At 40.5% G+C, this 13067-nt stretch carries 12 protein-coding genes; 8 read left to right on the forward strand and 4 right to left on the reverse strand.

Annotated features, from left to right (window positions below):
• Nucleotides 1-19: 19 nt before the first annotated feature.
• Entirely contained in the window at nucleotides 20-1000 is a 981-nt protein-coding gene (locus P162_RS01925) for an NAD(P)H-quinone oxidoreductase (protein ID WP_031425504.1), read from the reverse strand.
• Between the two features lie 85 nt (nucleotides 1001-1085).
• Here P162_RS01925 and P162_RS01930 point away from each other — a divergent pair, with 85 nt between their 5' ends.
• The 5 genes from P162_RS01930 to P162_RS01945 all read left to right on the forward strand — a co-directional run bounded on the left by P162_RS01930 (nucleotide 1086) and on the right by P162_RS01945 (nucleotide 4577).
• Complete coding sequence (locus tag P162_RS01930) at nucleotides 1086-1877, forward strand: NIPSNAP family protein (RefSeq protein WP_031425505.1); 792 nt, start codon at nucleotides 1086-1088, stop codon at nucleotides 1875-1877.
• Nucleotides 1878-1985: 108 nt separating this feature from the next.
• A complete protein-coding gene (locus tag P162_RS01935; RefSeq protein WP_031425506.1) occupies nucleotides 1986-3017 on the forward strand; it encodes an aldo/keto reductase in 1032 nt (343 codons plus the stop codon).
• A gap of 65 nt (nucleotides 3018-3082) precedes the next feature.
• Complete coding sequence (locus P162_RS01940; protein ID WP_031425507.1) at nucleotides 3083-4177, forward strand: MBL fold metallo-hydrolase; 1095 nt, start codon at nucleotides 3083-3085, stop codon at nucleotides 4175-4177.
• A gap of 51 nt (nucleotides 4178-4228) precedes the next feature.
• Nucleotides 4229-4357, forward strand: coding sequence for a hypothetical protein (locus tag P162_RS17925; protein WP_262493902.1), 129 nt, complete (start codon nucleotides 4229-4231; stop codon nucleotides 4355-4357).
• Nucleotides 4344-4577, forward strand: coding sequence for a hypothetical protein (locus P162_RS01945; protein WP_031425508.1), 234 nt, complete (start codon nucleotides 4344-4346; stop codon nucleotides 4575-4577). The genes P162_RS17925 and P162_RS01945 overlap by 14 nt, the downstream gene beginning before the upstream one ends.
• A 68-nt stretch (nucleotides 4578-4645) precedes the next feature.
• Here P162_RS01945 and P162_RS01950 read toward each other — a convergent pair whose 3' ends face one another.
• Nucleotides 4646-5062, reverse strand: a complete 417-nt coding sequence (locus P162_RS01950; protein ID WP_031425509.1) for a hypothetical protein — start codon at nucleotides 5060-5062, stop codon at nucleotides 4646-4648.
• Nucleotides 5063-5265: 203 nt separating this feature from the next.
• Between P162_RS01950 and P162_RS01955 the strand changes: the two genes are divergently transcribed.
• From P162_RS01955 to P162_RS01965, 3 genes are all read left to right on the forward strand, one after another.
• The gene (locus P162_RS01955; protein WP_031425510.1) at nucleotides 5266-6351 is read left to right on the forward strand and encodes a sensor histidine kinase; all 1086 of its coding nucleotides are present in this window, start codon (nucleotides 5266-5268) and stop codon (nucleotides 6349-6351) included.
• A complete protein-coding gene (locus P162_RS01960) occupies nucleotides 6344-7054 on the forward strand; it encodes a LytR/AlgR family response regulator transcription factor (RefSeq protein WP_031425511.1) in 711 nt (236 codons plus the stop codon). The genes P162_RS01955 and P162_RS01960 overlap by 8 nt, the downstream gene beginning before the upstream one ends.
• 213 nt (nucleotides 7055-7267) lie before the next feature.
• The gene (locus tag P162_RS01965; RefSeq protein ID WP_031425512.1) at nucleotides 7268-9139 is read left to right on the forward strand and encodes an SLC13 family permease; all 1872 of its coding nucleotides are present in this window, start codon (nucleotides 7268-7270) and stop codon (nucleotides 9137-9139) included.
• Nucleotides 9140-9429: 290 nt separating this feature from the next.
• Here P162_RS01965 and lpdA read toward each other — a convergent pair whose 3' ends face one another.
• Together lpdA and P162_RS01975 are read right to left on the reverse strand one after the other, a co-directional pair.
• The gene (gene lpdA, locus P162_RS01970; RefSeq protein WP_031425513.1) at nucleotides 9430-10836 is read right to left on the reverse strand and encodes a dihydrolipoyl dehydrogenase; all 1407 of its coding nucleotides are present in this window, start codon (nucleotides 10834-10836) and stop codon (nucleotides 9430-9432) included.
• Between the two features lie 167 nt (nucleotides 10837-11003).
• On the reverse strand, nucleotides 11004-13004 hold the full coding sequence (locus tag P162_RS01975) for a hypothetical protein (protein WP_031425514.1): 2001 nt from the start codon (nucleotides 13002-13004) through the stop codon (nucleotides 11004-11006).
• Between the last annotated feature and the right edge of the window lie 63 nt (nucleotides 13005-13067).

Raw genomic sequence — 13067 nt, forward strand, 5'->3', positions numbered from 1 at the left:
GAAATGATTTTCAGCAGCTTTAGTTCTTTTCCATTACCAGTACGATTTTCCCTATGTGATCGCTGCTTTCCATGAGTCGGTGTGCGTCTGCAGCTTCTGCTAATGGAAAGGTTTTATGAATGACCGGCTCAATGGACTTATCTTCAAGTAACGGCCAGATTTTTTGTACAACCTCTCTGGCGATTTTTGCCTTTACCTCAATACTTTGTGGCTTGAGCAAACTTCCGGTAAGGATCAGATTTTTGGACATGATCGTCCATAAATTGATTTCAGGTTTTAGTCCTTTCATGCCATTTATATAGCATAAACGGCCGTTTTTAGCCAGAATATCAAGGTTTTTCCGGGTATAATCCCCTCCTACCATATCCAGGATTACATCAATATTTTCGTTTTTGAAAATTTCGGAAAAATCCTCTTTCTTGTAATTAATGGCATTATCAACGCCTAAATCTGTCAAAAACCGAACTTTTTCATCGGTTCCGGCAGTAGAATAGGTAGGCATTCCCATCGCTTTTGCCATTTGTAGGCCCATAATCCCAATACCGCTTGTACCGCCATGAATAAGCAACTTCTCTCCTTTTTCAATCTTTGCTTGCTGAAAAACATTGAACCAAACTGTAAAAACCACCTCTGGAAGCGATGCGGCTTCAGTAAAGCTCAATCCGCCGGGAACGGGCATAGTTAGTTTCTCGTTTACGACAACCTCTTCCGCATAACCACCTTGCGTAAGCAATGCACAGACCTCGTCCCCTACTTTATATGAAGTGATTTTGTCCCCTACCTCTTTTACAATGCCCGCAACTTCAAGACCGGGAACTATAGTTTCTCCTTTTGATCCTCCATACGTATCTGGTTTTTCACGTACCATGACATCACTCCGGTTTATCCCAGCAGCTTTAACTTCAATTAATAATTCGTGGTATCCTGGTTTTGGGGAATCTATATTGGCTAGCTTTAAAACTTCTGCACCACCGCCTGTAGAAACTTGTATTGCTTTCATTTTTTCTTATTTTCAGAAATTTAATATTCTATAGGCATGTAAAACCACCAATTATAAATACATTAACGTCCTTTAAAAAACTATTATGAATCAAATTTCCATTAAGTACACGCTACTTCTATTTATTCTCTGCTCAAGCTGTAACCTTATTTTTGCCCAACAGGGAAACAGGCAATTTTACCAACTTAAAACCTATACGTTTAGTGCGGATTCTCAAGTAGAACAGGCTGATAAATATTTCAAAAATGCCTATTTACCAGCCCTAAAACGTCAAAATATTGAAAATATCGGTGTTTTTAAGCCAAAAACATACGCTCCCGAAGATACATTACAGCGTATTATTGTGCTGATCCCATTCGCTTCTCTGGAAGAATTTGAAAGTCTTGATACAAAACTTCTAAGCGATAAAACCTATCAGAAGGAAGGCGCTGCGTTTATTGGCGCTCCACACGATAAAAAACCGTATGAACGTATTAGTTCAATAGTGCTCAAAGCTTTTGAGGATATGCCTCTTTTAAAACCTTCACCACTTACCACTCCAAGGGAGGAGCGCGTATATGAGCTTCGCAGTTACCAGTCCCCTACCGTTGCTTTGCACCAGAATAAAGTTGACATGTTCAACGCTGGTGGTGAGGTGGCCCTTTTTGACAAACTAGGTTTTAATGCTGTTTTTTATTCCTCGGTGGTTTCTGGGCCAGATATGCCCAACCTGATGTACATGACGACCTTTAAAGACCAGGCCAGCCGCGATGCACACTGGGAAGCTTTTGGAACAGCGCCGGTATGGAAAAAACTTTCGGCTTTGCCAAAATATCAGGATAACGTTTCCCATATTGATATTACCTATCTCTATCCTACGGAGTATTCTGATTATTAATTACCCATAGTTTGACTGCCGCTTTTGTGAAAGAATTATAAAAGTTGATTACTTCCCTTTTTGTTGTGTGCTTTAACTTTAAGCTGCAAAAAACGAACTTACCTTATCATGAAGTACACTATTTTAGGAAATACAGGTCTCATTGTTTCAGAACTTTGTTTTGGTACGATGACCTTTGGCGCAAAAGGAAGATTTAAAGAAATTGGGGGCGTAGATCAGAACGCAGCAAATGATCTTTTAAAACAAGCAGTAGATGCAGGGGTAAACTTTGTAGATACCGCAAATGTATATTCTGAAGGTCTATCAGAAGAAATTACCGGAAAAGCAATTAAAAATATCGGAATTTCCCGAAAATCACTCATTATTGCCACTAAAGTGCGCGGCACTATGGGCGAAGGCCCCAATCAAAAAGGGCTAACTAGAAAACATATTATAGATCAGGTAGACGCTAGCCTTAAACGTCTAAATACTGACTATATAGACCTCTATCAAATACATTCCAACGATCCCATAACCCCTATAGGGGAAACTCTGCGTGCCCTTGATGATTTGGTACGTAGCGGAAAAGTTCGCTATATAGGCGCTAGTAACGTCGCTGCGTGGCAATTGATGAAAGCACTGGATTATTCCCATTACCATAATCTGGAACGATTTGCTTCACTACAGGCCTATTATACCATCGCCGGCCGTGATCTGGAGCGTGAGATCATACCATTATTAAAGGATCAAAATGTGGGTCTTATGGTGTGGAGTCCACTAGCGGGCGGACTTTTGAGTGGTAAATATGACCGGGATGATAAAAAAACATCGGGCGGAAGGCGTGATAATTTTAATTTTCCTCCCGTAAACCGGGACCGGGCGTTTGATATTGTAGATGCCCTTAGACCTATGGCCGAAAGTAAAGGTGTGAGTGTAGCGCAACTTTCCCTTTCCTGGTTATTACATCAAAAGGCAGTGAGCAGCGTGATAATAGGTGCAAAAAATAAAGAACAGCTTAGCGAAAATCTTAAAGCTACTGAAGTGAGTTTTAATACGGAAGAAATGAACAAACTCGATGACCTGAGTCAGCTTCCTAAAGAATATCCCGGCTGGATGCTTGAATTTACCAAAGAAGATAGAAAAGTAGATTCCAGATTTTGATCAATTAATGCTTTAGTTGTTACCGGCAGTCATTTTCCTGACCGTTAATTTAGTACCCAAACCTTATGATTTTTATTTTATTCGTAGTGTTGTTTTCTATTTTTGTCATCGTTTTTCTTATGCAGCCGCAGTTCGGCAAACACCCATCTGGTAAACATTTGCTAACTATTAAACAGTCCATTCATTATAAAAATGGATCTTTTGAAAACTCAAGTGTTACCCCTGCCCTTACTGAGGGTGTAGGTTATGGTACAGTACTAAGCGAATTACTCTTTAAAAAAAATCCTCGAAAAAAACCTGAAAATCGTCTACCAACCATAAAAACAGACTTGCACCAATTGGATAGGGATGAAGATGTTCTGATCTGGTTTGGCCATTCTTCTTATTTTATGCAGATCAATGGTAAAAAAATACTTGTAGATCCGGTTTTTAGCGGTTCTGCATCACCTATTCCCTATTCCATTCAGGCCTTCGCCGGTAGTGATATATATACCGAAAATGACATTCCCGAGATTGATTACCTTTTTATTAGCCACGACCATTGGGATCATTTTGATTATAAGACACTCACTGCCTTACGCCCTAAAATCAAGAAAGTAATTTGTGGTTTGGGCGTGGGCGCTCATCTCATATCCTGGGATTTTGACAAAGAGAGCATCAAAGAATGTGATTGGGATCAATCGCTGGTCTTAGATGATGATTTTAAAATTCATACTGTTCCCGCACGTCATTTTTCCGGTAGGAGGTTTAAGAGAAATGGAACTGTATGGACTTCTTTCGTACTTAAAACCCCAGCGTATACTCTATTCCTGGGCGGTGATAGTGGTTATGATATGCACTTCAAGACCGCGGGAGAAAAGTATGGCCCTTTTGATCTTGCCATTCTTGAAAATGGTCAATACGACGAAAAATGGAAATATATCCATATGCAACCAGAAGAGGTCCTACAAGCTGCAAGCGATTTACGTACTACGAAATTATTACCGGTACATTCGGGAAAATTTGCGCTCGCCAATCACGCGTGGGATGAACCTTTAAAAAGAATCACAGCACTTGCACATGTAGATTCACCAAAAATACTAACCCCAAAAATAGGTGAGAAAGTTGATTTAAAGTTGGCAGACCAGCATTTTGAGCATTGGTGGACGAGTGTTGATTAGAGATTGAACCTGAATTTTTCATTTATAGAAACCATACTAAAATCCATCAAGATGAAAATAGCAATTATAGATGACCAGAGCAAAACGGACATCATAAATCCCGATCAAAAAGTATTCGGAAAAAGCACAAACGCCGCCGGTCTTCAAAAATTGACAGGAAGATACTATGGCACTTTCTAAAAAGGGTAAATGGTTGCTTAATGGAGGGCTGGGCGCTGTTCTTTTTGGCTCAGGTCTCAGCCTGGCGATTGAATCTGGCTTTTGGAAACATAGTTCTGAACCCTGGTATTTTTGGGTTTTGGGTGGAACTGCGGGAATAGGTCTTACACTTAGTGGTGTGATTTTGTTGATTCGCACCGGGATTTTAAAAAGAGAATTGGAAACCAGTTCGAAGAAATGAATTTGAAAAGCCTCACAGATTTGAAATCTGAGAGGCTTTTACTTTTACTCTGATTTGATGCCAAAATCCTACTCGCTTTCCTGTCGAAACCACGTCAAAACAAAAGTCATGATCCGACCAACCAGAAAGACAAAACCTCCAAAAATCACTGAAAGTAAGGTGATTTTAAGTCCACTTGCAAAGACTTGCGGTTCTACGTCGTTTAAGGATTCAAAAGAATCAAAAACCTGAATAAGCCCCAGCCATTGGTTGAACAATCCTATAGTTAAAGCGATCAGGGCAAGCTGATTGATTAATTTGATCAGCTTATCAAAAATGGTTTTTGGTGCTTTCAGTTTTAAAAAAGCACGCACAATTAAAAATAGCATGATCAGAAAACTGATCACGATCAGGCTCATGGCAAATGTGCCACCCTCTTGAATGCGTTCTCCCAGAACCCCGAAAAAACCTTTGCTTTGTAAAGCGATACGTGTTGATAAAAGCATAATTTATTTTATTTAAGATTACAGGATCAAAACTATTATCAAACTAGCGCCTTTCCGTTATTTTGCGATCACCTGCAGTTTTTGAACCCTATTTAACCATTTTGGACTGAATAGCGAAGAATCCGGTGAATTCACGCTCAAAACCGGTGATCTACCGCAAAAATTTTTAAATATTCTACAGAAGTGCCATATTTAAGGAGTGTATGAAAAAAAGTGGATTTCTAAAATATGCTATTAAAAAAATTGTACTGCATGGCCTGTTCTGGAGTGCAGTATTGCTGTATTTTACCTTTTTTTTCGGACTGGAAGATGCCACTTTCAAAACCGTATGTACATTCTCATCTTTTTTATTGCCCGTGACCATGGCAACGACCTATGTTTTTGTATATCATTTGATACCGCACTATTTGTTGCCTGGCAAATATTACGAATTTGTACTGTATGCCATTGCCACCTTTATTATTTCCTCCAGTTCTATTATGTATTCGGCTTTTTATGGCCTGAATTTGAGCGCTTCAATGGCTCTTGGCAAAGAATTTCCAATCACTAAAAGTCTGCTTTTTATAAATATTGTGGTTTATCTGGTCGTGATTTTAGCAAGCGCCTTTAGTTTGCTCAAAACAAATTATAAAACCCAAACCACGAATGAGATTCTAAAAAATAAAATCCTTAGTGGTGAACTTCAGCTCAAAAAGCAGGAATTGACCTATTTAAAAATGCAGGTGCACCCGCATTTTCTTTTCAATACGCTCAATACACTTTATGGATTTGCGCTTAAAAAAAGTGATGAAACCCCAGAGCTGATCTTGAAACTTTCCAGCCTGCTGGATTATATTCTATATCAAACCCCAAAAGCAAAGGTTCCACTAAATCAAGAAATAGAGCACATTCAGGATTATATCGCGCTTGAACAAATGCGTTTTAAGAATAACCTGCAAATTGATTTTAAATGCGATCCCATTGCCGAAGAGCTTGAAATTGCACCTATGATCCTGCTTCCATTTATTGAAAATAGTTTTAAGCACGGCAAACGGAGCGATGGTTCCATAAATGTTGCAATTCACCTTAAAATCAGTCAAAAAAAGTTCTTTTTTTGGATAAAAAACTCAAAAATAACCCCATTAAATGATCAAAAAGAACCATTTTCTGAACCACGAAAAAGTGGAATTGGTCTTGAAAATATAAAAAAGAGGTTGGCTATTGTGTACAAGAATGCGCACCAACTTGATATCAGGAACGAACCAGATTTTTATGAAGTGTCCTTAACCCTAAATCTTGCAAATGTCTAAGATAAACTGCCTGGCCATTGATGATGAGCCCATCGCGCTTGAGATTATTTCCGGTCATCTTTCTAAAATTGACAGGCTGCATCTTGTGGCGACCTGTACAAACGCCACGGAAGCTTTTAATCATCTCAGTACTCAGCAAATTGATCTTATATTCCTTGACATCAACATGCCGGGAGTGACGGGTATAGCATTTGCCAAAGCCATAAACCCACAGACAAAAATTGTATTTACAACGGCCTACCGCGAGTATGCCATTGATGGATTTGATTTACAGGCCGTGGATTATTTACTCAAGCCCATCTCGTTTCCGCGCTTGTTGAAAGCGGTAGAAATCTATTTAAAACTGCATCAAAATACCATTCCCACTTCTGAAAAAGCACTACACGAAGCTGAATTTATTTTTGTGAAAATGGATAGGCAAATGGTCAAAATCAGTTTTGATTCTATTTTATATGTGGAAAGCCTAAGCGATTATATTCAAATATATACGCTGGAAAAAACCTATGTGGTAAGGGAAAAAATTAGCAGTATCGAAAAAAAATTGCCCAAAGGAAAGTTTTTAAGGATTCACCGCTCCTTTATTATCGCCCTTGCAAAGATTGAATCCTACACGCACGAACAACTCGTGATCAACGCCAATTCGATCCCCATAAGCCGAAGCTACCGGGATATGGTGCTTCAAAAATTAGGTGAATTTCACTAAAAATAGCATGTTTTACGCACTTTTTAGCTCATTTTAGATCAAAAATGGATCAATTACCCGAACGAGTAGGAATAAACTGTTTCTTGGGAGCGGCACTTTATTTCAGATAAGTATATCACAGGATTCTTCTAAAAATAGAATGTATTTTTAAGTGTTCTTTAGTAGTATACAATCCATTTTAATTTAATTTCAGTAGTTCTAAAAACAAACTGGATGAGTATTGAAATTATCGAGGTTTTTGCCATACTGGCTATTACTATAATTCTCTTTGTGACCGAATTTTTCCCGGTAGATAAGATCGCATTTTTCCTGATTGTTTCCCTTACGCTCTTTAAGCTCGTAGAACCCGAAGAAGCCATTACTGGGTTCGCAAATCCCGCCACCATAACCGTGCTCTGTTTGATGATTCTTGCCATAGGCCTTGAAGAAAATGGCGTAATTGCCTGGCTTTCCAGAGGGTTGCGTAAAATGAGCGTATTGCCCCTTTTGATAATTACCCCGGCGTTTATGGTGATTACGGCCAGTATTTCCGCATTTATCAGCACCACTGCTGTTGTTATAATCTTTATAAAAATCGTATTCCAACTCGCGGAGCGCTATGATATACAAACTTCGCGTCTGCTTATGCCCATCTCCTTTGCCGGGATTCTGGGCGGGAGCTGTACCCTTATGGGAACTTCGACCAACCTTATCGTTAACGCGGTAGCCCAGGATCTGGGTGTTGAAAAGCTCGGTTTCTTTGAGTTCGCACCTTTTGGGCTGGCTTTTCTCTTGATTGGCATTGTTTATATTACCATTGCCGCCCGGTTTCTTCCCAAAGAAAATCCAGATCAATTGGAAAAAGCCTACAAACTTGATGAATTAGTGACCACTGTAGAAATAGGGGAAGAATCGGCGCTCGTGGGACAGCGCATAGAAAAGACATTTCTTTATGACAATCCAGATGTTTCCCTGATAAAACTAATGCGCGATGACGACGTTATCAATGCACCAGGGCGTTATATTACCCTAAAACCGGGTGATAAACTTGTGGTAATGTGTGATTTTGAAAACCTACTGCGCCTTTCTAAAGAAGAAGATTTTATAATTAATGAAACCCGAAACAGCGACGATAAGAAGAAGGCTATAAAAGACAAACAAGAAGTTGTTGCTGATGTAAATAAGAAAAGTGAAAAATCCAAAAAAGAAGAAAAAAAGGTAATCGATCAAAAAACGATCTACGCAGAACTTCTTATGCTTCCCGGCTCTTCCCTACTGGGCAAAACCTTGAAAGACCTGCGTGAATATTCCCTAAAAGGTGCGATCCCGCTGGGCATTAAAAAACGCAGAAACATTCGCAATACCAAAGAGCGACTGATAAGAAAAGATATAGATCAGATCCGGTTGAAACCTGGTGATCGTGTCCTTGTGGAAACCTCTATGCGACGGGTTGCCTCGCTAGAGGCTATTGAGAATGTGGCGATCCTGCAGGAGCATGACTTTACGCCTACCGCTTCCCAGGTAAAAAAGTACGGATCGCTGGGTATTTTGATACTGGTCATTGCACTGGCGTCTACCGGTGTGCTTTCCATATTATCAGCATCACTTTCTGGTGTTGCGCTTATGCTTGCGACCAATTGCCTGGCACTGGATAAGGTGTATAAAAAAGTGGACTGGCAAATCATTTTTCTTCTTGCGGGTATGATTCCGCTAGGTCTTGCCATGAACAACAGCGGCGCAGATGTATGGATCTCTGAAAATCTGCTTGCCCTTATGGAAGGGAAAGATGCCATTTTTACCCTGGGCGTTGTGTTCCTGGTCACCATGGTTATGAGCGGCACGGTTTCTAATAATGCTACCGCGATCATTATGGCTCCTATTGCCATTTCCATTGCCAGCGGACTTGATGCTTCGCCAAAACCTTTTATCCTTGCCGTAATGTTTGCGGCAAATTTCAGCTTTTTTACACCCGTAGGCTATCAAACGAATGCATTGATCTATGGAATGGGCGTCTACAAATTCAAACATTTTTTGATTATTGGCGGTATACTTTCACTGCTCCTGCTGGTTGCTGGCACACTTATGCTTTCCACAATGCTTACTTAAACCAAAAAGCTCATAGATAGAATGACTAGATCTTGTTCAAATTGGTTTGACCTCAATGAGCCTCACACCTATTCATTTTAATAGCGGCTGGGAACTTATTTTTTGAGGTATTTTTCTTCGGAAACAAGTACATAAACCAGTAAACATTTGGCGGCGTTATTATTCTATCCAGGTTCAGCGCTGTTGATTCTGCTACATAAAAAAACCTTCTCCTATTTTAGGAGAAGGTTTTATGGATTCAATACTGTCTGATTTTTTCAATCAATCAGGACAATGTTTTAAACTTTTTTTTAGATATGCAATGCTCTATCTGCGGTAGCCGCCAGCGCCGCTTCCTTCACGGCCTCGGCGTACGTAGGATGGGAATGTGACATGCGTGCAATATCTTCTGCACTTGCACGGAACTCCATTGCGGTAACCGCTTCCGCGATAAGATCTGCAACACGGGCACCTACCATGTGCACGCCCAGTACTTCGTCGGTTTTTTTATCTGCCAGGATTTTTACAAATCCGTCAGTATCACCACTTGCTCGGGAACGCCCCAGGGCACGCATGGGAAACTGTCCGCTTTTAAATTCTATCCCTTCTTCCTTCAATGCTTCTTCTGTTTTCCCTACTGAAGCGACTTCCGGCCAGGTATAGACAACTCCCGGGATCAAATTATAATCAATATGTGGTTTTTGACCTGCGATGATTTCGGCTACAAAAACACCTTCTTCTTCTGCCTTATGGGCCAGCATGGCACCTTTTACCACATCACCAATTGCATAAATATTTTTGACTTCGGTTTGCAACTGCCTGTTTACCTCAACACGGCCACGATCATCGGTCTTAATGCCTACCGCTTCTAAATTGACGCCCTCGGTAAATGCTTTTCTTCCTACGGAAACCAGCACATAATCACCCTTAAATTCAACTTCCTTATCCTTTTTATCAGTCGCCCTGACCGTTACTTCATCCCCATTGCGCTCAACCACTGTAACTTTATGGGATACATTGAATTTAACACCCTGCTTTTTCATCACCTTCATGAGTTCTTTGCTCTGGGCAGCATCCATGGTTGGGATAATACGGTCTAGATATTCAATTACGGTAACCTCAGAACCCAAACGTTTGTAAACCTGGCCAAGTTCCAGCCCTATGACACCGCCGCCTATAACGATCATATGTTTTGGGATCTCTTTAAGCTTTAAGCTTTCTGTAGAAGTTATGATGCGTTCTTTATCGATCGCTATAAATGGAAGGCTTGCCGGTTTGCTTCCGGTAGCGATGATAATATTTTTTGCCTCTATTACCTGACCTTCCCCTTCCGCGGAAGCAATATGAACGTGCGTCTTATCCTTAAAACTGCCCACACCCTGATACGTATCAATCTCATTTTTGTTCATCAGGAACTCAATTCCTTTTGTGGTCTGCTCCACGACGCTGGCTTTACGCTCCATCATCTTTTGCAGATTGACCTTCACCTCACCAGGAATCTCGATACCGTGCTCTTCAAAATGTTTTACCGCGTCCTCAAAGTGATGCGAAGAATCCAGCAACGCCTTAGAAGGGATACAACCCACATTGAGGCAGGTGCCGCCCATTGTTGAATATTTTTCTATTATAGCGGTTTTTAAACCTAACTGGGCGCAGCGTATGGCGGCCACATAACCGCCAGGACCTGAACCAATGACAGCAACGTCGTATGAACTCATAGTTTTTAGCTTTCTTGTTTTTAAAGCTCTAAAGGTACGATACTCCTATAGGGTGTGCAATTTTGCCTATTGCAAATAATTTAGTGTGGTTAACTTACTTTGTCAAACGAAATGCGTCGAAGTATTTTTTTCAAACCAAATAATAGCACCCTAGCATAGGGCTTGATCTAGAAATTCATGCTCTCCACTGTAAGGGAAATTGAATTCCCAATGAAAGTCGTACCATGACCATTAGTAGCATAACCTAAATATAATCGCTCACCGGCAACCATGTTGAGTAGTAATACTTTTGAAGCATTTATATAAGTATTACTATCTGAATTCCCAACATAACTACGGCTTTTATTCACAATATTTGGGCCTGCTGATGCGGTTCCCTTCGCCACGAATAATAAAAAATTTCTGTCTGATTCATCTGAACTCCAAATAGATAAAGCATAAGAAATCTTATACACCCCAGTCTTTTTTACCTCAATATAGCTATCACCAGCAGTAACATTTTTAAGAGTAGCTGGATCGTTTGTCAATCCTGTTATTAAATAATTTCCACCCAGGATGGGACTGAAATTATTTGTCCCATAAATTTCACCGTATGATTTACCTGAATCGATAGCCGCCCATGTTGCATTACCAGCTGCATCAGAGGTAAGTACCTTGCTATCTCCCTGGTTACCATCTACAATACGCAAACTACCGTCAACATGCAATTTTGCGGTAGGTGCATTAGTTCCTATACCCACATTTACGTTATTCCCCAGAATTAGCGTATTTGCCTGTGAAGCAGTAGTACCATTTCCTATAGCAGCTGAATTTTGTCCTGTTGCCTGAGCACCGTTACCTATAGCCAGAGAATTGATTGCAGAAGCGTTCGTGGATTTTCCTATTGCAATACTACCAGCTTCCCTTGATCTGCTTGAGGCTCCAAGTGCTACTGCATCTGAACCTGTACTTTCGGAATTATTCCCTATAGCTATGGCATTAATTTTGTTAGTGTACGTATCATGACCCAAAGCCATTGAGTTTTCTCCCTGAGCATCTGAAACTGCCCCTAAAGCCACGGCATTTCTTTCTAAGGTCAAACTTTTATAACCCAGTGCAGTAGAAGCATCGCCCTTAGCATTTGCCTGAGAGCCTATAGCCGTACCAAAATCCCTATTGGTGTAAGAATCATCACCTATGGCCGTAGTAAAATTTGCAACAGCTTCTGCTGAATAACCTATAGCTATACCTTTTAAACCATTACTTATAGACCTGTTACCAACCACTACTGAGGCGATAGCTTCAGCTTTTGATTCACTTCCTATGGCAATAGCATCATTGTTACTTGCTACTGTGCGATAACCCAGTGCTGTAGAACGCAATCCTACCGCATGCGCATTACTACCATATGCAGAAGCCTCATCTGACCCAGCAATACTATTGAAACCTGTTGCAGTAGTCCTTGCTTTATTAGCATCTGCATTTCTACCCAGAGCGGTGGCATCTTCTGCGGTTGCGGATGATTCAAAACCTGCCGCAAGCGTACGTGGAGCGCTTGCTAACGCATTTCTTCCGTAAGCTGCACTCTCTTCAGATTGTGCTTTGCTTTCAAAACCGGCCGCAACAGAACGATGTCCGGTAGCAGCAGCCTGTCGTCCCAAAGCTGTCGCTTCATCTCCACCCGCAGTTGATTCAAAACCTAGTGCCATAGATCGTGCACCATTACTGGAAGAACCTACACCTAAGTTAAAAGTATTGTTGGTTTTAAAACCACCTACCGATATATTGTTTACCCGAAAGTTTAGGGCCTTGTCATTTGTAGTTCCAAGGAAAATCTGATCATCAATTACATTTCCACTAGTTGACCAGTTTCCTGTAGTCGCATTACTTTGCGTAGATGCTTTCATGGTATCCCATGCAGAACCATCCCAATAATAAAAACCTGTACCACCAGGTAGCGCTGCATTGGTATTGTAAATTAATAAGCCGGTAGCATTTGTGTATTTACCATCAATCGTAGAATTACTTATACTGCTCAAAGACACCCGTGGAATAAGAAGGCCTTTGTTTGTTGCAGAGATATCTAATATACTTGAAGGGTCTGGTGCTGAAGTTCCAATGCCCACTTGAGAATAAAGCGTGGGACAAGAAAACATAAGAGTAGTAAGCAAAAGTAATCGTAGTATCATAATAATTATTAATTTAGGGTGGTGCAAATGAATGAAAAATAAATTCATGTAACCCCTACATTT

Source organism: Flavimarina sp. Hel_I_48 (assembly GCF_000733945.1).
Lineage (GTDB): Bacteria > Bacteroidota > Bacteroidia > Flavobacteriales > Flavobacteriaceae > Leeuwenhoekiella.

What these genes read in the sequence shown, in the direction of transcription:
- P162_RS01925 (WP_031425504.1), bottom strand. Translation starts at nt 1,000, where the DNA reads ATGAAAGCAATACAAGTTTCTACAGGCGGTGGTGCAGAAGTTTTAAAG.
- P162_RS01930 (WP_031425505.1), top strand. Translation starts at nt 1,086, where the DNA reads ATGAATCAAATTTCCATTAAGTACACGCTACTTCTATTTATTCTCTGC.
- P162_RS01935 (WP_031425506.1), top strand. Translation starts at nt 1,986, where the DNA reads ATGAAGTACACTATTTTAGGAAATACAGGTCTCATTGTTTCAGAACTT.
- P162_RS01940 (WP_031425507.1), top strand. Translation starts at nt 3,083, where the DNA reads ATGATTTTTATTTTATTCGTAGTGTTGTTTTCTATTTTTGTCATCGTT.
- P162_RS17925 (WP_262493902.1), top strand. Translation starts at nt 4,229, where the DNA reads ATGAAAATAGCAATTATAGATGACCAGAGCAAAACGGACATCATAAAT.
- P162_RS01945 (WP_031425508.1), top strand. Translation starts at nt 4,344, where the DNA reads ATGGCACTTTCTAAAAAGGGTAAATGGTTGCTTAATGGAGGGCTGGGC.
- P162_RS01950 (WP_031425509.1), bottom strand. Translation starts at nt 5,062, where the DNA reads ATGCTTTTATCAACACGTATCGCTTTACAAAGCAAAGGTTTTTTCGGG.
- P162_RS01955 (WP_031425510.1), top strand. Translation starts at nt 5,266, where the DNA reads ATGAAAAAAAGTGGATTTCTAAAATATGCTATTAAAAAAATTGTACTG.
- P162_RS01960 (WP_031425511.1), top strand. Translation starts at nt 6,344, where the DNA reads ATGTCTAAGATAAACTGCCTGGCCATTGATGATGAGCCCATCGCGCTT.
- P162_RS01965 (WP_031425512.1), top strand. Translation starts at nt 7,268, where the DNA reads ATGAGTATTGAAATTATCGAGGTTTTTGCCATACTGGCTATTACTATA.
- lpdA (WP_031425513.1), bottom strand. Translation starts at nt 10,836, where the DNA reads ATGAGTTCATACGACGTTGCTGTCATTGGTTCAGGTCCTGGCGGTTAT.
- P162_RS01975 (WP_031425514.1), bottom strand. Translation starts at nt 13,004, where the DNA reads ATGATACTACGATTACTTTTGCTTACTACTCTTATGTTTTCTTGTCCC.